General features: G+C 68.8%; 21 protein-coding genes and 1 tRNA gene. 17 read left to right on the forward strand and 5 right to left on the reverse strand.

Annotated elements, in window-relative coordinates; genetic code table 11:
* From ACI3KY_RS15535 to ACI3KY_RS15555, 5 genes are all read left to right on the forward strand, one after another.
* Positions 1 to 393: substrate-binding domain-containing protein (locus ACI3KY_RS15535; protein ID WP_404931053.1), on the forward strand; the 393-nt coding region annotated here is incomplete at its 5' end.
* 82 nt (positions 394 to 475) lie between these two features.
* Entirely contained in the window at positions 476 to 1,249 is a 774-nt protein-coding gene (locus ACI3KY_RS15540) for an L-ribulose-5-phosphate 4-epimerase (RefSeq protein WP_404931054.1), read from the forward strand.
* Positions 1,246 to 2,913 (forward strand): xylulokinase, encoded by a 1,668-nt coding sequence (locus tag ACI3KY_RS15545; protein ID WP_404931055.1) that lies wholly within the window; start codon positions 1,246 to 1,248, stop codon positions 2,911 to 2,913. The genes ACI3KY_RS15540 and ACI3KY_RS15545 overlap by 4 nt, the downstream gene beginning before the upstream one ends.
* Before the next feature lie 100 nt (positions 2,914 to 3,013).
* Positions 3,014 to 4,525, forward strand: coding sequence for an L-arabinose isomerase (araA, locus tag ACI3KY_RS15550; RefSeq protein ID WP_404931056.1), 1,512 nt, complete (start codon positions 3,014 to 3,016; stop codon positions 4,523 to 4,525).
* 177 nt (positions 4,526 to 4,702) lie between these two features.
* Positions 4,703 to 5,647 carry an aldose 1-epimerase family protein gene (locus ACI3KY_RS15555; protein WP_404931057.1) on the forward strand — a complete coding sequence of 315 codons (945 nt, stop codon included), beginning with the start codon at positions 4,703 to 4,705 and terminating at the stop codon, positions 5,645 to 5,647.
* Positions 5,648 to 5,782: 135 nt separating this feature from the next.
* Here the strand turns inward: ACI3KY_RS15555 and ACI3KY_RS15560 are convergent, their stop codons facing one another.
* The gene (locus ACI3KY_RS15560; protein ID WP_404931058.1) at positions 5,783 to 5,983 is read right to left on the reverse strand and encodes a hypothetical protein; all 201 of its coding nucleotides are present in this window, start codon (positions 5,981 to 5,983) and stop codon (positions 5,783 to 5,785) included.
* A 126-nt stretch (positions 5,984 to 6,109) separates the two neighbouring features.
* On the opposite strand from ACI3KY_RS15560, the gene ACI3KY_RS15565 reads away from it, so the two are divergent.
* Positions 6,110 to 6,493: a DUF5684 domain-containing protein gene (locus tag ACI3KY_RS15565; protein WP_404931059.1), complete on the forward strand. Its 384-nt coding sequence runs from the start codon at positions 6,110 to 6,112 to the stop codon at positions 6,491 to 6,493.
* A 70-nt stretch (positions 6,494 to 6,563) separates the two neighbouring features.
* Here the strand turns inward: ACI3KY_RS15565 and ACI3KY_RS15570 are convergent, their stop codons facing one another.
* Complete coding sequence (locus tag ACI3KY_RS15570; RefSeq protein WP_404931060.1) at positions 6,564 to 7,412, reverse strand: SDR family NAD(P)-dependent oxidoreductase; 849 nt, start codon at positions 7,410 to 7,412, stop codon at positions 6,564 to 6,566.
* 102 nt (positions 7,413 to 7,514) lie between these two features.
* Between ACI3KY_RS15570 and ACI3KY_RS15575 the strand changes: the two genes are divergently transcribed.
* The 4 genes from ACI3KY_RS15575 to ACI3KY_RS15590 all read left to right on the forward strand — a co-directional run bounded on the left by ACI3KY_RS15575 (position 7,515) and on the right by ACI3KY_RS15590 (position 9,640).
* Positions 7,515 to 8,144 carry an asparagine synthase gene (locus ACI3KY_RS15575; RefSeq protein ID WP_404931061.1) on the forward strand — a complete coding sequence of 210 codons (630 nt, stop codon included), beginning with the start codon at positions 7,515 to 7,517 and terminating at the stop codon, positions 8,142 to 8,144.
* 31 nt (positions 8,145 to 8,175) lie between these two features.
* Positions 8,176 to 8,571, forward strand: a complete 396-nt coding sequence (locus ACI3KY_RS15580; protein WP_404931062.1) for an MmcQ/YjbR family DNA-binding protein — start codon at positions 8,176 to 8,178, stop codon at positions 8,569 to 8,571.
* 116 nt (positions 8,572 to 8,687) lie between these two features.
* Positions 8,688 to 8,760, forward strand: a tRNA-Arg gene (locus ACI3KY_RS15585).
* A 517-nt stretch (positions 8,761 to 9,277) separates the two neighbouring features.
* Positions 9,278 to 9,640 carry an SdpI family protein gene (locus ACI3KY_RS15590; RefSeq protein ID WP_404931063.1) on the forward strand — a complete coding sequence of 121 codons (363 nt, stop codon included), beginning with the start codon at positions 9,278 to 9,280 and terminating at the stop codon, positions 9,638 to 9,640.
* A gap of 143 nt (positions 9,641 to 9,783) precedes the next feature.
* Here the strand turns inward: ACI3KY_RS15590 and ACI3KY_RS15595 are convergent, their stop codons facing one another.
* Positions 9,784 to 10,071 carry a hypothetical protein gene (locus tag ACI3KY_RS15595; protein ID WP_404931064.1) on the reverse strand — a complete coding sequence of 96 codons (288 nt, stop codon included), beginning with the start codon at positions 10,069 to 10,071 and terminating at the stop codon, positions 9,784 to 9,786.
* Between the two features lie 95 nt (positions 10,072 to 10,166).
* Positions 10,167 to 12,065 (reverse strand): alkyl/aryl-sulfatase, encoded by a 1,899-nt coding sequence (locus ACI3KY_RS15600; protein WP_404931065.1) that lies wholly within the window; start codon positions 12,063 to 12,065, stop codon positions 10,167 to 10,169.
* A gap of 710 nt (positions 12,066 to 12,775) precedes the next feature.
* Here ACI3KY_RS15600 and ACI3KY_RS15605 point away from each other — a divergent pair.
* The 3 genes from ACI3KY_RS15605 to ACI3KY_RS15615 all read left to right on the forward strand — a co-directional run bounded on the left by ACI3KY_RS15605 (position 12,776) and on the right by ACI3KY_RS15615 (position 14,598).
* The gene (locus ACI3KY_RS15605) at positions 12,776 to 13,336 is read left to right on the forward strand and encodes a GNAT family N-acetyltransferase (protein ID WP_404931066.1); all 561 of its coding nucleotides are present in this window, start codon (positions 12,776 to 12,778) and stop codon (positions 13,334 to 13,336) included.
* Positions 13,337 to 13,561: 225 nt separating this feature from the next.
* Positions 13,562 to 13,693: a hypothetical protein gene (locus tag ACI3KY_RS15610; RefSeq protein WP_404931067.1), complete on the forward strand. Its 132-nt coding sequence runs from the start codon at positions 13,562 to 13,564 to the stop codon at positions 13,691 to 13,693.
* Complete coding sequence (locus ACI3KY_RS15615; RefSeq protein ID WP_404931068.1) at positions 13,690 to 14,598, forward strand: hypothetical protein; 909 nt, start codon at positions 13,690 to 13,692, stop codon at positions 14,596 to 14,598. The genes ACI3KY_RS15610 and ACI3KY_RS15615 overlap by 4 nt, the downstream gene beginning before the upstream one ends.
* Before the next feature lie 173 nt (positions 14,599 to 14,771).
* Here ACI3KY_RS15615 and ACI3KY_RS15620 read toward each other — a convergent pair whose 3' ends face one another.
* Positions 14,772 to 15,215: a nucleotidyltransferase domain-containing protein gene (locus ACI3KY_RS15620; protein WP_404931091.1), complete on the reverse strand. Its 444-nt coding sequence runs from the start codon at positions 15,213 to 15,215 to the stop codon at positions 14,772 to 14,774.
* A 173-nt stretch (positions 15,216 to 15,388) separates the two neighbouring features.
* Here ACI3KY_RS15620 and ACI3KY_RS15625 point away from each other — a divergent pair, with 173 nt between their 5' ends.
* From ACI3KY_RS15625 to ACI3KY_RS15640, 4 genes are all read left to right on the forward strand, one after another.
* The gene (locus ACI3KY_RS15625; protein ID WP_404931069.1) at positions 15,389 to 16,237 is read left to right on the forward strand and encodes a caspase family protein; all 849 of its coding nucleotides are present in this window, start codon (positions 15,389 to 15,391) and stop codon (positions 16,235 to 16,237) included.
* 33 nt (positions 16,238 to 16,270) lie between these two features.
* Positions 16,271 to 18,745 (forward strand): caspase family protein, encoded by a 2,475-nt coding sequence (locus tag ACI3KY_RS15630; RefSeq protein WP_404931070.1) that lies wholly within the window; start codon positions 16,271 to 16,273, stop codon positions 18,743 to 18,745.
* 162 nt (positions 18,746 to 18,907) lie between these two features.
* Positions 18,908 to 19,750 carry a polyphosphate kinase 2 gene (gene ppk2, locus ACI3KY_RS15635; RefSeq protein ID WP_404931071.1) on the forward strand — a complete coding sequence of 281 codons (843 nt, stop codon included), beginning with the start codon at positions 18,908 to 18,910 and terminating at the stop codon, positions 19,748 to 19,750.
* Between the two features lie 120 nt (positions 19,751 to 19,870).
* Entirely contained in the window at positions 19,871 to 20,089 is a 219-nt protein-coding gene (locus tag ACI3KY_RS15640) for a toxin-antitoxin system YwqK family antitoxin (protein ID WP_404931072.1), read from the forward strand.
* The last annotated feature ends 26 nt before the right edge of the window (positions 20,090 to 20,115 follow it).

A 20,115-nucleotide genomic window follows, 5' to 3' on the forward strand; every position in this document is an offset into this window, starting at 1 on the left:
CCACAGCGGCCCGGCCTCGAGGCCGGGCCGCTGTGGAGCGGCGACTGGACCGCCGCGGCCGGCGCCGCGCTCGCCGGGCGGATCGCTGCGGCCGTGCGCGCGCCCGGTGGGCCCACGGCTGTGGCGGCCGCCAACGACCAGATGGCGCTCGGACTGATCGCGGGGCTGCGCGAGGCGGGTGTCGACGTGCCGGGCGATGTCAGCATCGTCGGCTTCGACGACAATCCGGATGCCGCGTACTACCGCCCCGCGCTCACCACGGTGGGCCTCGACCTGGCGGGGGAGGCCCGCCGCGCCGTCGCGGCCGTCCTCGGCGAGCCGGCGACCGCCGTCTCCGCACCCCGGCTCGTCGTCCGCGCCTCCACCGCCGCGCCTCATCCCTCGACCGCGTGAAAACGTCGGGACGGATCGGGGTTGTTACCGGTAACATAGCCGCGACGGCCCGGTATGGCCCGAAAGTTCCGCACGAGACCCGATGGAGGACCCCGTGACCAGCCCCGAGCCGACGACGCCGGCACCCGCGTTCGCACCCGAGGTCGAGGCATCCATCGCCGCCGTCCGTGCCGATGTCGCGAAGCTCCACGGCGAGCTCGTCCGCTACGGCCTCGTGGTCTGGACCGGCGGCAACGTCTCGGGACGCGTGCCCGGCGCCGACCTCTTCGTCATCAAGCCGTCGGGCGTCTCGTACGACGACCTCGCCCCCGAGAACATGATCCTGTGCGATCTCGACGGCAACGTCGTGCCCGGCAGCCCCGGAAGCGACCGCAGCCCCTCCAGCGACACCGCGGCGCACGCCTACGTGTACCGCCACATGCCCGACGTCGGCGGCGTGGTGCACACCCACTCGACCTTCGCCGTGGCGTGGGCCGCGCGGGGCGAGGAGATCCCCTGCGTCATCACCGCCATGGCCGACGAGTTCGGCGGGCCGATCCCGATCGGCCCGTTCGCCATCATCGGCGACGACTCGATCGGCCGCGGCGTCGTCGAGACCCTCACCGGACACCGCAGCCGCGCCGTGCTGATGCAGAACCACGGTCCGTTCACGATCGGCACGTCGGCGAAGGACGCCGTCAAGGCTGCGGTGATGGTCGAGGACGTCGCCCGCACCGTGCACCACGCGCGTGAGGCCGGCCCGCTGATCCCGATCCCGCAGGAGGCCATCGACCGCCTCTTCGACCGCTACCAGAACGTCTACGGCCAGTCGTCCGACGAACGCCGCGACGAGCGCCCGGAAGAGGGTGGCCGATGAGCGCCGACGCGATCCGGTCCCGGCGCACGGCGCTGGGCATCGAGCTGGGCTCGACCCGCATCAAGGCGTGCCTCGTCGACGCCGACGACCCGGCGAACGTGCTCGCCGTCGGCTCGCACGTGTGGGAGAACCGGTACGAGTCCGGCCTCTGGACGTACTCCCTCGACGACGTGTGGTCGGGGCTCCAGGCCGCGTACGCCGACCTCGTCGCCGACGCGCAGCAGCGCCACGGCGTCGCGCCCGACACGTTCGGCGCGATCGGCGTCTCGGCGATGATGCACGGATACCTCGCGTTCGACGAGGGCGGCACGCTCCTCGTGCCGTTCCGCACCTGGCGCAACACGAACACCGGCCCCGCGGCGGCGGAGCTCACCGACGCGTTGGGCGTGAACATCCCGCTGCGCTGGTCGATCGCCCACCTGCATCAGGCGGTGGTGGATGCCGAGCCGCACGTTCCCGACATCCGCTTCGTCACGACCCTCGCCGGCTACGTCCACGCGCGCCTGACCGGGGAGAAGGTCATCGGCGTGGGCGATGCGTCGGGGATGTTCCCGATCGACTCGACGACGGGCGACTACGACGCGGGCATGCTCGAGCGCTACGACGCCCTTCGACAGGCTCCGGGACCGGCGGCGGGCCAGGCGCAGGGACCGGCCGCCGGAAGGCTTCCCGTCGCCCACGTGACCGACCTGCTGCCCCGCGTGCTCGCGGCCGGTGCGCCGGCGGGCGAGCTGACGGCCGAGGGTGCAGCGCTCCTCGACCCGACGGGCGCGCTGCGCCCCGGCATCCCGTTCTGCGCTCCCGAAGGCGACGCGGGCACGGGCATGGTCGCCACCAACGCCGTCGCGCCGCGCACCGGCAACGTCAGCGCGGGCACGAGCATCTTCGCGATGGTCGTGCTCGAGCGGCCGCTCGAACGCGTCCACCACGAGCTCGACCTCGTCACGACCCCATCCGGTGATGCGGTCGCGATGGTCCACTGCAACAACGGCGCCAGCGAGCTCGCCGCCTGGGCCGGCATGTTCGCACGGTTCGCCGCCGCGTCGGGGACGCCGCTGGCTGACGATGCCGTGTACGAGACGCTGTTCCGCGAGGCGCTCGAGGGAGAGGCTGATGCCGGCGGCCTGCTCGCCTACAACCACCTCGCCGGCGAGCCCATCGCCGGCCTCGCCGAAGGCCGCCCGCTGTTCGTGCGCACGCCCGACAGCCGCCTCACGCTCGCGAACGCGATCCGCGCCCAGCTCTACGGTGTGTTCGGCACCCTCGCGCTCGGCATGCGGGTGCTCGACGACGAGGGGGTCGGCCTCGACCGCATGTTCGCGCACGGCGGCATGTTCCGCACCGCCGGGGTCGCGCAGCGCTTCCTCGCCGGCGCGCTCGGCGCTCCGGTATCGGTCGGCGACACCGCGTCCGAGGGTGGGGCGTGGGGCATCGCGGTGCTCGCCGCGTACGCCATGACCGTGAGGGAGACGGATGCCTCGGCCGCGGCATCCGGAATCTCCCTGGCCGCGTACCTCGACGACCGCGTCTTCGCCGACGCGGCGATCGCCACCGCCGAACCCGACCCCGCCGATGTCGCCGGCTTCGCCGCCTACCTCGACCGCTACCGCGCGGGCCTGGCCGTCGAAGCCGCCGCCGTCCAACACCTCACCGAGGGTCGTTGAGCGAGCGAAGCGAGACGAAACGCTCGAGCCTCCGCATCCGCGTTTCGTCTCGTCGCTTCGCTCCTCGCTCAACGACCGGCATCAGACCGAAGGAACCACGATGACCCGCACACCCCTGTCCACGTCGCTCGACGCCTACGAGATCTGGTTCGTCACCGGCAGTCAGAACCTCTACGGCGAGGAGACGCTGCGCCAGGTCGCCGAGCAGTCGCAGGCCGTAGCCGAGGGCCTCGCGGGCCTCCCGGTCAAGGTCGTGTGGAAGCCGGTGCTCAAGGACTCCGACTCGATCCGCCGCCTCGCGCTCGACGTCAACGCGCGCGACGACGTCATCGGCGTCGTGGCCTGGATGCACACGTTCAGCCCTGCGAAGATGTGGATCGCCGGCCTCGACGCGCTGCAGAAGCCGCTCCTGCACCTGCACACGCAGGCGAACGTCGAGCTGCCCTGGGCCGAGATCGACTTCGACTTCATGAACCTCAACCAGGCGGCGCACGGCGACCGCGAGTTCGGCTACATCCAGACCCGCCTCGGCGTCGCCCGCAAGACGGTGGTCGGCCACGTCTCGAACCCCGCGGTGCGCCAGCAGGTCGAGGACTGGCAGCGCGCTGCCGCCGGCTGGGCCGCCTCGCGGTCCCTCAAGCTCGCCCGCTTCGGCGACAACATGCGCTACGTCGCGGTCACCGAGGGCGACAAGACCGAGGCCGAACTGCGCTTCGGCGTGCAGGTGAACACCTGGGGCGTGAACGAGCTGGTGGAGGCGGTGGATGCCGCGACCGACGCCGACGTCGACGCGCTGGTCGCCGAGTACCTCGAGTCCTACGACGTCGCACCCGAGCTGCGGCCGGACGGCGACCGCCACCAGTCGCTGCGCGACGGCGCCGCGATCGAGCTGGGCCTGCGGAGCTTCCTCGAGGAGGGCGGCTTCGGCGCCTTCACGACGTCGTTCGAAGACCTCGGCGCGCTGAAGCAGCTGCCCGGCCTCGCCGTGCAGCGACTGATGGCCGAGGGCTACGGCTTCGGCGCCGAGGGTGACTGGAAGACCGCCATCCTGGTGCGCGTCGCGAACGTGATGGGGGAGGGGCTCCCCGGCGGCGCGAGCCTGATGGAGGACTACACGTACGACCTCGTGCCCGGCGACGAGAAGATCCTCGGCGCCCACATGCTCGAGGTCTCGCCGTCGCTGACCAGCGCGAAGCCGCGCCTCGAGGTGCACCCGCTCGGCATCGGGGGCAAGGACGACCCGGTGCGGCTGGTCTTCACGGCCGATCCCGGACCGGCGCTGGTCGTCGCCATGAGCGACATGCGCGACCGCTTCCGCCTCGTGGCGAATGTCGTCGAGAACGTGGACGCGCCGGACCTGCCGAAGCTCCCGGTCGGGCGCGCCGTCTGGAAGCCGGCGCCGGACTTCGCCACGAGCGCCGCCTGCTGGCTCGCGGCCGGCGCCGCGCACCACACCGTCATGACCACCGCGGTGGGCATCGAGGTGTTCCGCGACTTCGCCGAGATCGCAGCGACCGAGCTCGTCGTCATCGACGAAGACACCACCACGCGCGGATTCCAGCGCGAGCTCCGCTGGAACCAGGCCTACTACCGCCTCGCGCAGGGCCTGTAACGGCACCGTCACCCCTCCGCCGCACCGCCCGCGCCCGGTCCCCGGTCTCGCCGAGACCGGGGATCCGCGCCGAAACCGAGGGCCTCGTCACCGGTTTCGACGCGAATGCCCGGGTTCGGGGCGCGCGAAGCCCGCCGCTACTCTGGTGTGCGGCATCCCAGCTCCAAGGAGAACCCCATGGCACGTCCCCCCGCTTCCGGAATCCAGCACGCGCTCCGCGCCGGCGACTACGAAGCCGTCGTCGCGAGCGTCGGCGCGACGCTGCGCTCGCTCACCTACCGCGGTCGCGACCTCGTGGTGCCGTTCGAGGCCGACGAGGTGCGCCCCGCGCACCGGGGAGCGACGCTCGCCCCGTGGCCGAACCGCGTGGTCGACGGCAAGTATTCATTCGGCGGGCGCGACTTCCAGCTGCCCCTGACGGAGCCGGCGCGCTCGCACGCGCTGCACGGCCTGGCGACGTGGCTCGACTTCGAGGCGATCGACAAGGGGCCCGACCACGTGACCCTGTCCGCCGTCATCCAGCCGCAGACCTTCTACCCGTGGCGCCTCGTCATCACGACGACCTTCTCGCTCGGTCCCGACGGACTCACGCAGTCGGTCACGGCGCACAATGAGAGCGACGAGCCGGCGCCGTGGGGCACCGCGCCGCACCCGTACCTCGTGGCGGGCGACGGCCGCGTCGATGGCTGGACCCTCGAGCTGCCCGCGACCCAGGTGCTGTCCGTCACCCCAGACCGCCTCATCCCGACCGCGCTCGTGCCGGTCGACGCCGAAGATCCGGAGCGCTTCGACTTCCGCTCGCCGCGGCCGGTCGGCTCGGTCGAGATCGACCACGCGTACTCGGGCCTGGTGCGCGATGCGAACGGCACTGCCACCGTGCGGGTGACGAGCGATGCCGGCTCGGGTGTCGAGATGTCGTGGGATGCCGCGTGCCCGTGGGTGCAGATCCACACCGCCGACAAGCCCGACGCCGCACAGAGCCGGCTCGGTCTCGCCGTCGAGCCGATGACCTGCGCACCGGACGCCTTCAACGCCGGGTCGTACGACTACGACGCGGGACTCATCGTCATCGAGCCCGCGGCATCCGCCACCGCATCGTGGCGGATCGGCGCCATCGCCTGATCGCGCCCTCCGGTCGGAGCGTCCCCTCGGCGGCTCTGCCGAGAGGACGACCGCCGCACGGCGGCGACGGCTGCCGCTCACGACGAAGGCGAAGCCGGCCCCCCGGTCGGCTCCGCCTTCATCGTGAGCGGGGTTTCAGTTGCTGTCCCGCAGATCTTCCTTGATGTCGTTGCGCGTCTTCACCGAGTCGCGCTCAGCTTCGGCCTTCTTGACGTCGGCGTCAGCTTTCATCTCATCGACTTTGTCGCCGACTCGATCGGTGGTGTCTTCCCAGGCGTCTTTGATCTTCTCGCCGACGGCCTCAGCCGTCTCCTTCGCGTCGTCCATGAATCCCATCGATCGCTCCTTCCGTGAGTCGATGACATCGACGCTACGCCGGGGCATCTGCCGGGATCGGGGGGTTGCGCAACCGAGAACCGGTTGCTACACGGAGCGTTGGATGCCGAGCCCTAGGCTGAACGAATGCTCGATGCGAACACGATCACGTCCGGCGCCGATCTGACGGCGCTCTACTCGACCTCGGGCGTCATTGCGCTGGTCTGGTACGTCCTCGTGGCGGTGGCGCTGTGGAGGGTCTTCGACAAGGCCGGGTACCCCGGCATCCTGGCGATCATCCCCATCGTCAACGTGTTCGTCCTCGTCAAGGTGGCCGGCTACTCGGCGTGGCTCGGGCTGCTGTATCTCATCCCGATCGTGGGCTGGATCTTCAGCATCGTCGTCGCGGTGCGCGTCGGCAGGGGCTTCGGCAAGGGCGGCGCGTGGTCGTTCTTCCTGCTCTGGCTGGTGGCGTTCGTCGGGTACTTCATCCTCGGCTTCGGCCGGGCGACCTACACGAAGCCGGTCTGATCCAGCCCGTCTGATCCGGCCGGCGTGACGACGCCGTTCTCACCACGCAGTCCCGGCGACGACCGGCGCGTCAGCGGATGGGCGTCGTCGTGTCGATGGCGTCCCGCAGCGGACGACGCATCGGTGCCCAGTAGTGGGTCGGCGTGACGCGCGCGAGCACGTCCACCAGCCGGGCCTCGCGCCCGATCATCGTGCGGGGACGACGGTGGATCGTCGCCGCGACGATGCGCGCGGCGGCGTCTGCGGGCTCCGTGTGGTACATCGCGGCCTGCGCCGCTGCAGCGCGGTCGGCGATCGCGGGATCGATCGCTGCCGCAAAACGTCCGCGCAGGATGATGCCCGTCTTCACGCCGGCCGGATAGACCGCGCCGACGCTGACGGTCGACCGCTCCAGCTCGTGTCGCAGGGCTTCCGTGAACCCGCGGACGGCGAACTTGCTCATGGCGTACGGGATGCGCCCGGCCGGTGCGGCGAGGCCGTAGATCGACACGAGGTGCGTGATGTGAGCGGCCGGCTCCCGGCGCAGCGCCGGCAGCAGCGCCTGCGTGACGTTCACCGTGCCCCAGAGGTTGACGTCCATGAGCCAGCGCATCTCGGCCATCGTCAGCTGATCGATGTCGCCCAGCATCGACGAGCCGGCGCAGGTCACGAGGGACTGCACGTGGGGGTGGGATGCCTCGACCTCGGCGACGACGGCCGCCACCGCGTCGTCGTCGGTGAGGTCGACGACGTGGGTCGTGTGGCCCGTGCCGTCGAGGCTGGCGGCGAGCGCCGCGAGTCCTTCGGCGTTGCGGTCGAGCAGTGCGATGCGTGCACCGCGTGCGGCGAGCTGGCGGGCGACCTCGGCCCCCATCCCGGCGGCCGCACCCGTGATGACGGTGGTGCGTCCGCGCACGTCCAGGGGTCGCGTCTTGCTCATCGGCTGCCTCTCGCTGCGCTCGTCGCCGTCGACGAGTCGTGCCTACGATTCTCGCTGACTCGACAGCCCGCTGCGGACGCTAGCCTTCTGAGGGGAGGTGCGATGGGCAAGACCGCAGAGGCGATCGCCGAAGGGGTGTCCATCGCGTCCGCCGCCGCCCGGCTGGCGATCCGCAACCGCATCCTCGTCGAGACGATCGCGCACGATGAGCAGTTCGACATCGTCGCCTTCACCCCCTTCGCCCGCGAGACGCTCATCGCGCTCGCCGACGAGCAGGACGAGGCGGCGGCCATGGTGAAGCGCCAGCGCAAGAAGGCATGGGGCAAGTTCACCGACCCCGACGGCACGCACGACTACCGGGATCGCGACACCCGCAACCTGCGCCGTCGCGGGCGGCAGTATGCCGGCGTGGCGCAGGCCCTGCGGCGCATGGCGGACGACCCGCACGTCGTGCGCTCCCTCATCGAGCAGGCTCGGGACGCCGCGTGGGGCGACGTCGAGGCGAACCTCCAGCGTCGCCTGCGCGTCGAGGGCATGCGCCCCGACCTCGACCCGGACTACGAGCGGATGCGCGCCGCCCGCATGCAGTCGATCCGGCTCGTCGACATTCCCCGGCTCGCCGCGCACAAGCGTCATCGTGACGAGGGCGACACGGATGCCGCGCCCAGCGCCGCTCCGGTCACGCCGTCGCCGCGGATCTCGGGCGTCGACGTCAGCGAGCTCGACTCCTGACACCGGATCGCCGCGACGCTACGCTCGGCCTGTGAACGGCGACGCGGCCCCGGCCCACCCGAGGTGGTTCCCGCCCGAGCACCCGCTCGTCGTGCGGGTGCGCGGGTTGTGCATGGCGTATCCCGAAGCGGTCGAGGCGCTCTCGCACGGACGCTGGACGTTCCGCGCCGGCAAGCGTCAGTTCGCGCTGGTCGGCGTCGCCGCTGAACCGGCGGTGCTGTTCGTGCCCGACGAGCTGGAGCGGCCGGTGCTCGTCGAACGCGACGATGTCTTCGTGCCACCGTACGAGGGCGCGTACGGATGGCTCGCCTTGCGCATCGAGCCGGATGCCGGTGACTGGGAGCTCCTCGCCGAGCTCATCGACACGTCGTACCGGCTCGTCGCCCTGCAGCGTCAGCTGCGCGCGCTCGATGCACGCGAAGCCTGAGCGATCGGGCTCGCACCCGGCGAACACGCCCGGGAATCCGGCATCCCGCCGCCGATTCGCGCCGCGGGGGAGCGTGGGGTATTCTGGACGACGTTGTGCGCTGCTGCGGACAACATGCGCCCGTAGCTCAATGGATAGAGCATCTGACTACGGATCAGAAGGTTGGGAGTTCGAGTCTCTTCGGGCGCACACTGTGTTGAGACAGTGAATGGGAAAAGGGCCGGTAAGGCCCTTTTTCTGTATCCGGGACATGTCGTCCATCTTGATGGGTCACCGTCTTGACCGCTGATCAGTGCGTAAACGCTGGGTCCCCCGCTACGTATGCACTAGGTGAAACCTCGATGCGCAGGTTCTAGGTCGGTCAGGATCTCTCCCGGCCACGCATCCGCAGAGTCCACCGATGTCGCGATGGCTCCGCCCGCATAGGGCCCCGCGTGCGGGCATCTCATCGCGCAGGCTATCCGGGCATCGAGTCGACCCCTGCGGGCGGAGATGGTGGCCAGCCTCGGCGCGCCAGATTACCGGCATCCCGCCCGCGGGCTATCCGCGCATCGAGTCGATCCACCTGCGGGGGAGACGGTGGCCGGCCTCGGCGCGCCAGAGTACCGGCATCCGCCTGCTGGCCGACCGTCTAGGGTCGCAAGCCAATCACGCAAGCTGGCTTATGCGAGCCGCGGCCGATCGGGAGCGAGATAGCGTCGGAGCTATGGAGAACGAGTGGATAGCGAGGGCCGTCTTGTTCGTCGTGATGGTTGGCGCGGGCATCCTCCTCATCTGGATGGCGAATGCGGCAGCGTCTGGGCGGCTGAAGCGGAATCAGCTCGCAGGCATTCGGATTCCCAGCACGATGGCGAGTGAAGAAGCCTGGCTGGCCGCACATGTTCGAGCGCGGGGAGCGACGGTCTGCGCCGGAGTCATCAGCATCCTGGGCGGGGCGTTCGCTCTCGTTCCCGTTCCGATGCCCGTGGTGACTATCAGGGTGCTTCTTGCCGCGGTTGCCGCGCTCGGATTCGTCCTCTATGGGGCTCAAGTCGGGGGCACGGCTGCGAAGGCCATTTCCGAGTCCTGACCGCATTCGACCCGTCCGATGAAGGACCGGGGTGCGTGCGCCCCGTTGCGGTGAGCAGTGATGGCGGCCGCGTTGGAGCGCCTCTGCCGACCAGGGCACCGGAAAGCCGAGTCGAAGGACGCAACAGCGTCACGGAGACACACTCACTGGCGCGGGCGCCTGGCTTCCCATGCCGTCGACACCAACAGCCAAATCAGGAAGATCGCCCCGCCAACCGCGGCGAGACCGACGAAGGTGAAGAGCGCGAGCAACACCATCATCGGCGCATCCACCCACCGGCCGTCTTCGACCGGGGCGAATAGGTCACCACTCACGGATGAGTGCAGGAAGGCAACGATCAACCACATGCCTACTCCGAACGCGAGGACCGCGATAGCCGCTACCCAGGCGCCGAAGAGCGACCCACCCGCATCGTCGCGCCCGCGTGCCATTCGATCAAGATAATCGACGCGCGCTACTCGGCGCGGATACCGACCGCTCAACGATCGTCATCGCGAGCGATCGAGGTCACCAAGGTGTCGCGGTGTCATGGCGTGACCAGCGGAAAGGCGGGATCGAAGTCGTCGAGGACCGAGCCCAATCGATCGAGTTCGCCGGCATCACCGTCGAGCGTGACCTTTCCCGCCGCGGCGAGCTGTGATGCGATGCTCGGCTTGAGTAGGACGCCCACGAGGAGTGCCTTGGGCGCGCTCACCGTAAGCGGAGCATCCGGCGACTGGCCTTTCCGAGCATTCAGCACGCCGCGTGCGATCCAAAGGTTCCACGTCTCGTCGATGTCGGCGAAATCGAGGTTGATCCGGATATCGGCGTTCGCTGCCTTTGGTCCGTTGACGTGGACGGCGACGAAGTCGAAGAGGATGTCGATCGGCATCCCGAGAATCGTGTCTTCGCTCGCTGTGGTGAACGCGGTCGGCTGGATACCTTCGCGCAGTTCGCGCGCGGCTGTGAGGAAGATCCCTCGCCACTGCGGACCTTCGGCCTGGTACCCGAGCTGCTCGTACGCGTCAGCCTGGAGCTCGCGCGCCTCGGCATCATCCGGGTCGGCGAACACGAGCTTGTGCAGGATCTCGACCGCCCAACGGTAGTCGGCGGCTTCGACGGCGCGCCGACCCTCCTCAAGCACCTTGTCGCGGCCGATGAAGTCGACGTAGCGCTTGGCGGCCACGACCGGCGGGTGCGGGTGAAGCGACACCGGGTCGCCGTCCCACATCCCGAGCTCCTTCGTGAAGACCGCCCGGACGTCGTGGTGGACGGTGCCGTGATAGCCGTGGTTGAACCACTTGCGGTCCAGCTCCTCCGGGAGGCGAATCTCTTCCGCCGCCTCCAGGGGCGTGTACCCCTCGTTCGCGAGGCGGAGCGCCTGGTCGTGGATGTACTTGTACGTGTCGCGCTGGGAAGCGATCATCGCCGTCACGTCCGCGTTGCCCCACACGGGCCAGGTGTGGGGGCCGTAGTGCACTTCGGCCTCGTCGCCCCACCGTTCGAGCGTCTCGTCTAGGTAGCGGGCGAAGTTCCGGGCGTCGCGCGTGCGCGCACCGCGCAGGGTCTGGATGTTGTGCAGCGAATGGTTCGCGTTCTCCGCCGTGGTCAGTGCCTTCAGCTGCGGGATCCAGATGTGCATCTCTTCCGGAGCCTCGGTGTCGGGAGCGTAGAGGAACTCGAACTCGAGCCCGGCGAGCGTGCGCTTCTCCCCGGTGGTGCGGATGCCGTCCGTCGGCGAGATGTACGAGACCGTCGGGTTGTTCGTCGTCGCCGTTCCGATGCCGCACGAGACGAATCCGTGCGGACCGTGGTCGAGAAGGCCTCCGAAGGCGTATTGGGCGCGGCGGGCCATCGCGTTGCCGGCGACGACGTTCTCGCCGATCGCGAACTTGTCGAACGAGGCGATCGTGCCGGGCGCGAGGATGGGCACCTTGCCCGATCGCACATCTTCTTCAGACACCACGCCCTTGACGCCGCCGTAGTGGTCGATGTGGGTGTGCGTGTAGATCACCGCAGCGACCGGCTTGTCACTCACGTGCTCGCGAATGAGCTGCATCCCCTGCCGCGCGCTTTCCACACCCGCCATGCAGTCGATGACGATCAAGCCATCGACGCCCTCGATCACCGTGAGCTGCGCGATGTCGTTGCCGCGCACCTGGAAGACGCCATCGACGACCGTGAACAGACCACCTTGACGGATCAACCTGGACTGCCGCCACAGGCTCGCGTCAACCGAGTCCGGCGCATCGCCCTCGATGTAGTCCATCGCCTCGACATCGAAGATCACATGGCCGTCCTCGCCCAGCACCGATCCGGGCAGCGGCGCGATCAAGCCGCGCGCGGCATCCGCGAAGTCCTGCACATCGTCGAGCGCATAGTGCTCACGCGCCGCAGCAAGGGCGGCGACAGTGGCAGGCGAAGCATCTTTGGGTGAGCGGGACATCAGTCTGCTTTCCGTAAGGGGGATACCTCCTCCCATGCTTGCGTCATGACGGCCGGATGCCAAGGAGGCGCGACCACCCTTCCGCGAAGATGAGCGCTGCGGGTCTTCAGCTGACCAACGATCCGCCGCCCGAATTCGAGCAGGCGCGACGATCGGAACGCGTGACGAGGCGACGCGACGTCCGGCGCGTTCCTCGCACGCGGATCACGGAGGAATCAATCAGTCGCGGCTACCGGGGCCCACTTCATGAAGCGCGGAGGCAAGGCCCGGACGCCCGCAAGAGGGATCCACTTCCGCTGACGTCTGCTCCGGCCGGGTGAAGTTCATTTCTCAGGATGCTGCTTCCGGCCGCGGTGACTCTGTGAGGGCGCGGTGCAGGTCGTCACGTGCTCCGTTGAACCAGGAAACCCGCCGCTGGATGACGTCGCCGACGCCTTCGTTCCACATGCGTGCCCAGCCGCCACCGAGAGTCTCGGCTGCCCACTTCATCCTGGCGTACGACCCGGTGAAGCGAAGCTGCGCCGCCTCCAACAGCAGATCGACGTCGAAGCGATCTCGGCCGCACGCGTCGCACATCGCGCTGAGCCGCAACCCGGGGTCCAGCGTCCCTGATCGGGCGATGCCCGCTGAGGGATCCTCATCGGCCGTCCGGCGGGCTTTCGGGTGCGCCTCCCATTGAGGCCGGAGCCGAATCGGATGAAACTGGCGCCATGGTGCTCACCACCCGGATGCTGACGCCGGACACGTGGGAGGACTTCGCAGCGCTCGTCGAGTCGAACAACGGCGTGTGGGGTGGCTGCTGGTGCATGGGATTTCACCCCGGCGGCTCCACCGGAACGCGTCAGGGCAACCGTGACGCGAAGCAGCAGCTCGTGGAGCAGGGCATCGCCCGCCAAGTACTGGTCTACGACGAGGATAACTGCGTGGGTTGGTGCCAGTTCGGCACCCCGCCAGAGCTCCCCAACATCAAGAGCCGGCGCGCCTACGACGCGGAAGCGCAGGAACCGCCCGACTGGCGGATCGGCTGCATCTTCACGAACTCTCGGGACCGCGGCAGGGGGATCGCGTCGGCCGCGGTGCGGGGCGCGTTGGACGAGATCAAGCGCGCTGGCGGAGGCATCGTCGAGGCATATCCGGAGCAGACCCAGGATCGACCGCCGCAGCGCGGCGCGTATCTCCACACCGGCCCCGAAGAGCTGTACGCACGATACGGGTTCGTGCGGGACCGCCGCATCGCCAAGTGGCGGTGGGTTATGCGCGCCCACCTTTGACCATCAGAGGGGAAGCGGCCGCCACAGCTCGAACCGGCAAACCCGCAACACACGCGGAACCGGAACGATGAATCGCTGGTCGATGACGGCCGCCCGAGCGTGCACCGCTGACGACGACTGCAGGTCGCTGAGGGTCCTCGGGGTACCAAGCGAGAACATCGAGGGCCTCCATCTGGCGCGCCCGGCTCGCGTAACGGCACGACCGACCTCGATAAAGTGTTCACGATGCCGCTGACCGAAACGCCCGCCGTCCCACCGTTCCGCCTCATGATGCCGGCCGAGAGCGCGCGGGATGCGGGGTTCATGGCGCCGTTCCTCGCTGAGCTCGTCCGTGGGATCCGGCTCGAGGCGGCATGAGCACACGCGGTCCCGAGTCGGGCACCGGCCCGGACCAGTCGGCCGTCGCCTCGGCGGCGGCGCTGGCCGTTGCCGCACGCTACGAGCGCGGGTTGAGCGACGGACTCGCCGTGATCGTGCGTCCGATCGAGGATGCAGCGCTCGGTGCCCTCGATCGGAGGGCGATGCAGGGGATCCAGGCCATCGACCGCCGCTACGACCGCCGTCTCCGCGACCTCCGTCTCGAACACGCACGGGCAGAGGATGCCGACGCGCCGGAGTATCCGGGCGGCGCGAGCCGAGAGCTGCTCGACGGGCTCGGCTTCCTCTTCGCCATCGTCGGCGCGGGCATCATGTTCGCCGGCCGGTCGGGGAGCCTGCCGACTGCCGCGGCGGCGTGGAGCGCCGTGCTGCTCATCGGGGCGGGTGTGGTGCTGCACGCGATCAGCGCCGTCGTCACGCGACACGGTCACGCGAGCCGATCGACGCCCGGCTATCTCGCCTTCACGGCGGTGTCGGTGTTCGGCTCAGGGATCGTCCTCGCCAACTGGCCCGGCGCCACGGATGACCCCACGACCGCCGCACTCATGGTCGCGCTCTTCGTGCTCGGCGCAGCTGCCGTCATGCTGCTGATCGTCGCATCCGTCCGGGCCTGGAATCTCGCCCGCCGCATCCGCGACTTCGATCGTGCGATCGCAGCCCTGCGCGTCCCGTTCGAAGCCGAGGCGGCCGAGCTCGGGGCCGCCGCCGCCGCAGAGGCGGCCGAGGTGCTCGAGGCGATGGAGGAACCACGGCGCCTCGCTCTCGAGGCCGCGCGACGTGCCGGGATCGAGGCGATCGTCGCACGCGGATCGCTCACGCCGGCGACGGCATCCCGGCTCCGGTCGGCGCCGCCGTTCGCGCTCCGCTACGCCGAAGACGTCTGACGTGTCCGGGCGGTTCGGCTGTGGTGACGAGCCCGCCGATGCGGCCACGAGCATCCATCCCACGCCGGATGGGAGCTGCCCGGTCAGCTTCGAGCACTACCGCTCGGGTCTCCGCGATGCAAGCGGATCCGATCTCATGCACACCGAAAGCCCCGCTCGCGCGTAGGGATCGTCTAACGACGCTGCTCGAGGAGAGGTATGTCGTGCCGGTCGACGTCGCCGAGCTCGTATCCCGAGCGGAACCGCAGCTGCTGCTCCGCGGAGAGGCAGGGCACAGTCCGCCCGTCGATCGTCCCCGACGTGAAGCCGTCAGCTGCGTAGAAGTACGTCTCTCCACCGTGCCCGGCTTGCCTACCACTGCCGTCGTCGGCGAAGACCACGGGGTGCACGTCGACGACGCGACCGTCGGGAGCGGACAGCTCGAGCCTCGCCGGCGACCAGTCGACGGTGACAACGAAGTTGTCTTCCTTGAGGACGGAGAGGAGCCGAGGAAGGTGTTCGCTGTCCACGGCCAGATCGACATCGCCGTGGAAGCGAGTCTGCCTGCCCACAATGGCGTCGACGGCCCACCCTCCGGCTATCCACACGCGCACTCCGGATGAGTCGAGGCGATCCATCAAAGCAATCAGCTGATCGCTGTTCACCACCCGAGTCTTCCACCGACAGTGTCCACGTCGTCCACAGCGTGTCAGTGAGGAACAACTCCAGCGCGTCCGCCCGACGGACCCCTTGACCGCGCCAACCGGCAGGCCTACCGTGAGCACGGGGTTTGCTGTTCTGGGGGGACACTATGGCCAGCGGCTTGTCGTTGCATATCGGGCTCAATCGCGTCGATCCTGCCCACTACGACGGGTGGGACGGCGCGCTCAACGCCTGCGAATTCGACGCCCTGGACATGCAGGCGATCGCCGAAAGCTGCGGCTTCACAACGAACCTGCTGCTGACTCAGGATGCGACCGCTGACGCCGTGAAGGCCGCGATCAGCCGAGCCGCGGCTGAGCTGGCTCCGGGCGATCTCTTCTTCTTGTCATACTCCGGCCACGGGGGGCAGGTCCCCGACCGCAACGGTGACGATGAAGTCGATCATCTGGACGAGACCTGGGTCGCGTTCGACCGGCAGCTCGTCGACGACGAGCTCTATGCGCTCTGGGGCGCGTTCGCGCCGCGAGCGCGCATCGTCGTGCTCTCCGACAGCTGCCACAGCGGCACTGCCAATCGGAGAATCGGGGACGAGGCCGAAGTGCCGAACGTCGTCAAGACGAGGCAGCAGGCGGACGCCGCTTCACCGCGGTACAGAGCGATGCCGCAAGACGTCCTTGCCGCAACCTACCGTGCGCACGCTGCACTGTACGACGACATCCAGAAGCAGGTTCCCAGTGCGGGGCAGGCCCAGCCGGAGGCCACCGTGCTGCTCATCTCCGGCTGCCGCGACGACCAGTTGTCGCGGGATGGCCTCGCCAACGGGCTCTTCACCGAGAACCTGAAGGCGGTGTGGAATGACGGCGCGTGGGATGGCGGGTACCCGGCGTTCCGTGAGACGATCCGCGCCCGTATGCCTCAGGACCAGCAACCGCACTACAACCCGGTGGGCGCTGGCAATCCAGAGTTCGAGCAGCAGAAACCCTTCTCGATCGGCTGACGCCGTGAACACGTCCCGCGAATAGCCACGCTCATGCGCTGGGCCATCGTCATCGGTGCGGACGACTACGGCACGCCCGAGATGGAACTGTCGGCCGCCGCAGACGACGCTTGCGACTTTCGCGATTGGGTGATTGCTCGTGGCGGCGTCCCGGCCTCCAACGTGCGCTTGCTGCTCTCCCCGCCGTCGAAGGATCCGCATCCGGATGAAGACCCAGACCGGCGCGCGCGGCCGGCGACGAAGGACAACATCGTGTCCGCGATCAACGAGGTGGTGGTGGCCACGGCAGACCAGAAGCCGGAGCGGCTCTACTTCTACTTCGCGGGCCACGGCATCACCGCCCGAGTCTCCAATCGTGACGAGAGTGCGATCGTCCTGCCGGGGTTCGACGAGGTGCATCCCGACCATTCGCTCGCCATCCGCTCGATCGCCGAGTATTTCGAAACGACCTCTTTCGCAGACCAGTTCCTCTTCATCGACGCCTGCCGCAACGTCCCCTGGGCAAACAGGGAGCTGGAAATCGGACGCTGGCCGGTTCCGCGCAAGCGCGATCCGGGCGCGCCCCCGACCCAGCAGTTCATCCTCTATGCGACCGCGCCAGGTCATACCGCCCAGGAGGGCGGTTGGCTGGGGGAGCAGGAAGGCAGGTTCACGGGCGTCCTCCTCAAGGGGCTGTCGGGCGATAAGAATGCCAAGGCCTGGTCGTGGGAGCGCAACTGCTATGAAGTCCGCTGGGAGCGCCTCGCCTCGTTCATCAACGGCGGGATGAAGGCGAAGATGCCGGCGGGCATCGCCGAGGCCGACGTCCAAGCGCAGATCCCTCAGGACACCGGCACGCGGGGGGTGGCCAACCGCGAGCGCGACCCGGTCGTGGTGTCGTTCCCGAGCGGCCACTTCGACCTTGCGACGCTGACCGTCCGGCTCGCGGTGGAAGCGAAGCGCAAGAAAGCGCAGGTCAGCGTGCTCGACGGGCTCGGTGCGCCGGTTGCGTCCGCGCTCGGGGTCACCGGCGAGGTCCAGGCATTTCAGCTTCCACCCAAGACCTACGCTGTTCAGGCGACGACCACCACTCCGAAGGGTCTCTCCGGGTCGGCCATGGCCCCGATCGAGCTCTACGAAGACCGGCCCGTGACGATCGAACTGCTACCGGGAGGCAAGAGGCCCGCGGGGCCGTCGTCCCCTCCGCCCGAAGGGACCCCGGTCGTCGAGCGGATCGAACCCGATCCGGCCACGCGGGACGATCACCAGCAGTCCGGCGCCACGATCTCGATCGAGTCGGAAGACTCTCTCGCCGTGGCCGAGATCGTGGACGAGGCTGGTCGGGTGCTCGCGGTCAAGAGGACAGGCGATACAGTCCAGGTCGAACCCGGGTTCTACTACGTCCGGCACATCGGCCCTGACGCGACGCGCCACGGTGAATTCGTGCGGCTGACCGCCGGCGAGTCGGAGCGGGTGACGCTGAAGCCTCGGCTGCCGGACACGTTGGTGGAGGAACTGGCCTCAGCGATGGGCGGACACGTCCGCGACGGCTACCTCACCATGGGGGACGACGCGATTGCGTGGGCGCGCCCCACCACCGTCGTGACGGCCGGACTGGCGAAGTACCTCGCCGGAGACGAGCCGGCGGCCATGGCCGCCGGGACGGCGCGCGCTGAGCTCGGCAATGGCTCCGGTGTCGCGGTGTTCGCCGTCGGTGTCGGCCGCGATGGGCGTGCGGACCTCGACGCAGTACGGCACGTCAAGGTGGCGATCTGGAGAGCCGGCGAGCCGGTCACCGGGACAGGGTGGCAACTCCAACCCTCGGCGGGCGGCGTGGCGGGAAGGGTGAAGCCCGTGGATGCGGCGCCGCATTGGGTCTCCTTCACGGCCCCCGATGCCGCTCCCATGGTCATCGCCGTGCCGGTGCTCCCACAGCGGTTGGCCACGCTTGTGGCACAGATCGACGTCGATCGAATCCGGCTCTTCCAGTACCACCCGAGCCTCGCGGGCGACGCATCGGCAAAGGTCAGTCGACTGTGGCGCATCGAGTACCTGCAGCGGATGCTGCTCGCCGGACGCATCGACGTCGCAGACCGCCTCGCGGGGGACCTGGCGGCAGCGGCTCCCGAGGACCCCTTCGCAGGAGTCGTCGCCGGATATGTGCTGCTCCGCCTGGGGCTCCATAAAGAACTCGGCGCGCTCGCCTCAGCGATCATCACGGCTGCTCCCACCTTGAGCGACGCGTACATCCTCCGCGCGGAGGATGAAGCTCTGAAGGGGCATCGCGAGCTCGCGGAACAAGCATTCATCAACGCGGTCGACTGCGGTATCCCGGCGTTCGGCGAGGGCATGACGCGACTCCTCGAGGGCCTGCGGCACATCAGATTGACCCTGCCGCGCGGCGCGGTCGTCCGGCATGTCTTCCAACGGCACGTGCGGGGTTCGATGTGGGCAGCGTTCACCCCCCGCCGAGGACTCGAGCGGGGGAGTGCGGTGATCAGTTCCGCGGACCTCGGCCTGGAGGCTTGACCTCCTCGCCGACGGATTGAGCGATTGTCAAGACCCGTCCGAACGGACGCACCCTGCATAGTGTGGGCGGCGCGGCGAACAAGACGCCGGGAATCGATGGCGATCATGCACCACCGCAGAGACACGACCAGGGCGCGCACGGCGCGGGCCGGGACGAGCTGAATGTCTACGAAGAAGGCGACCAAGTCGTCGGTCAAACGTCTGCCCAAGCGACTGTACGAGGCTGAGCTCGAGCGTCTCCAGGTCGAGCTGGTCGAGATGCAGCACTGGGTCGCGGCATCCGGTGCTCGCGTTCTGGTGATCTTCGAGGGTCGCGACGCTGCGGGCAAAGGCGGCGCCATCAAACGGGTGGTGCAGTACCTGAACCCGCGTCATGCGCGCGTCGTCGCCCTGCCGAAGCCTTCCAAGAAGGAGCGCGGCCAGTGGTACTTCCAGCGCTACATCGAACGGCTGCCCACCAAGGGCGAGATCGTCCTGATGGACCGGTCCTGGTACAACCGCGCGGGAGTCGAGCACGTCATGGAGTACTGCTCCGAGGAGCAGTATCAGCTCTTCCTCCAGCAGTGCCCGATCGTGGAACGCCTGCTGATCGAAGACGGGATCATCCTGATCAAGTACTGGTTCTCCGTCTCGGATGAGGAGCAGCAGGCGCGGTTCGCGTCGCGGCTCGATGACCCGATGCGTCGCTGGAAGCTGTCTCCGACCGATCTCGAGTCGATCCTGCGCTGGGAGGACTACTCGCGAGCGAAGGATGCGATGTTCGCCGCGACAGACACGGCCGACTCGCCGTGGTGGACGATCGAAAGCGACGACAAGCGCAGCGCGCGGTTGAACGTGATCGGACACCTGCTCAGCAGCATCCCGTATCAGCATCTCGAGCTCGAGGACGTCTCGATACCCGATCGACCGGACGCGAACGACTACGAACGACCACCCGTCGAGCAGTTCCGTTATGTTCCCGACCTCGCCGGCCAACTCCTCAAGAGCAGGACGAAGCGGTCCTGACGCGCACGGCCGGGCGGTCGGGACCCGTCGGCGGAACTCCCGCCGTCGGGCTGATCGCGCCGACGGCCCGCACGTAGGCGGAGGACTTCATGGCGGCCGGGGTCGTGACACGATGAGGGCGTGACCGAGTCCACGCCACGCGAAGAGCTGCACAAAGACGGCAGCCTCCGCGCGCGCGGACACATGCGCGATGGCGAGATGGACGGCTACTGGGAGTGGTTCCGACTGGATGGAACCATGCTGCGAAGCGGCTCCTTCGACCGCGGCCGGCAGATCGGAACATGGACCACGTACGACCGATCAGGCGCGCCGCACAAAGAGACCCACTTCGGCGATTGACTCCCACCCGTTGCGCGGGCGACGGG

It is taken from the genome of Microbacterium sp. ZW T2_14 (assembly GCF_044987405.1).
Classification (GTDB): domain Bacteria; phylum Actinomycetota; class Actinomycetes; order Actinomycetales; family Microbacteriaceae; genus Microbacterium.

Bases quoted from the DNA above. Each gene is read 5' to 3' on its own strand.
- ACI3KY_RS15540 (WP_404931054.1), top strand. From the start codon at position 476: ATGGAGGACCCCGTGACCAGCCCCGAGCCGACGACGCCGGCACCCGCG.
- ACI3KY_RS15545 (WP_404931055.1), top strand. From the start codon at position 1,246: ATGAGCGCCGACGCGATCCGGTCCCGGCGCACGGCGCTGGGCATCGAG.
- araA (WP_404931056.1), top strand. From the start codon at position 3,014: ATGACCCGCACACCCCTGTCCACGTCGCTCGACGCCTACGAGATCTGG.
- ACI3KY_RS15555 (WP_404931057.1), top strand. From the start codon at position 4,703: ATGGCACGTCCCCCCGCTTCCGGAATCCAGCACGCGCTCCGCGCCGGC.
- ACI3KY_RS15560 (WP_404931058.1), bottom strand. From the start codon at position 5,983: ATGGGATTCATGGACGACGCGAAGGAGACGGCTGAGGCCGTCGGCGAG.
- ACI3KY_RS15565 (WP_404931059.1), top strand. From the start codon at position 6,110: ATGCTCGATGCGAACACGATCACGTCCGGCGCCGATCTGACGGCGCTC.
- ACI3KY_RS15570 (WP_404931060.1), bottom strand. From the start codon at position 7,412: ATGAGCAAGACGCGACCCCTGGACGTGCGCGGACGCACCACCGTCATC.
- ACI3KY_RS15575 (WP_404931061.1), top strand. From the start codon at position 7,515: ATGGGCAAGACCGCAGAGGCGATCGCCGAAGGGGTGTCCATCGCGTCC.
- ACI3KY_RS15590 (WP_404931063.1), top strand. From the start codon at position 9,278: ATGGAGAACGAGTGGATAGCGAGGGCCGTCTTGTTCGTCGTGATGGTT.
- ACI3KY_RS15595 (WP_404931064.1), bottom strand. From the start codon at position 10,071: ATGGCACGCGGGCGCGACGATGCGGGTGGGTCGCTCTTCGGCGCCTGG.
- ACI3KY_RS15600 (WP_404931065.1), bottom strand. From the start codon at position 12,065: ATGTCCCGCTCACCCAAAGATGCTTCGCCTGCCACTGTCGCCGCCCTT.
- ACI3KY_RS15605 (WP_404931066.1), top strand. From the start codon at position 12,776: ATGGTGCTCACCACCCGGATGCTGACGCCGGACACGTGGGAGGACTTC.
- ACI3KY_RS15610 (WP_404931067.1), top strand. From the start codon at position 13,562: ATGCCGCTGACCGAAACGCCCGCCGTCCCACCGTTCCGCCTCATGATG.
- ACI3KY_RS15615 (WP_404931068.1), top strand. From the start codon at position 13,690: ATGAGCACACGCGGTCCCGAGTCGGGCACCGGCCCGGACCAGTCGGCC.
- ACI3KY_RS15620 (WP_404931091.1), bottom strand. From the start codon at position 15,215: ATGGATCGCCTCGACTCATCCGGAGTGCGCGTGTGGATAGCCGGAGGG.
- ACI3KY_RS15625 (WP_404931069.1), top strand. From the start codon at position 15,389: ATGGCCAGCGGCTTGTCGTTGCATATCGGGCTCAATCGCGTCGATCCT.
- ACI3KY_RS15630 (WP_404931070.1), top strand. From the start codon at position 16,271: ATGCGCTGGGCCATCGTCATCGGTGCGGACGACTACGGCACGCCCGAG.
- ppk2 (WP_404931071.1), top strand. From the start codon at position 18,908: ATGTCTACGAAGAAGGCGACCAAGTCGTCGGTCAAACGTCTGCCCAAG.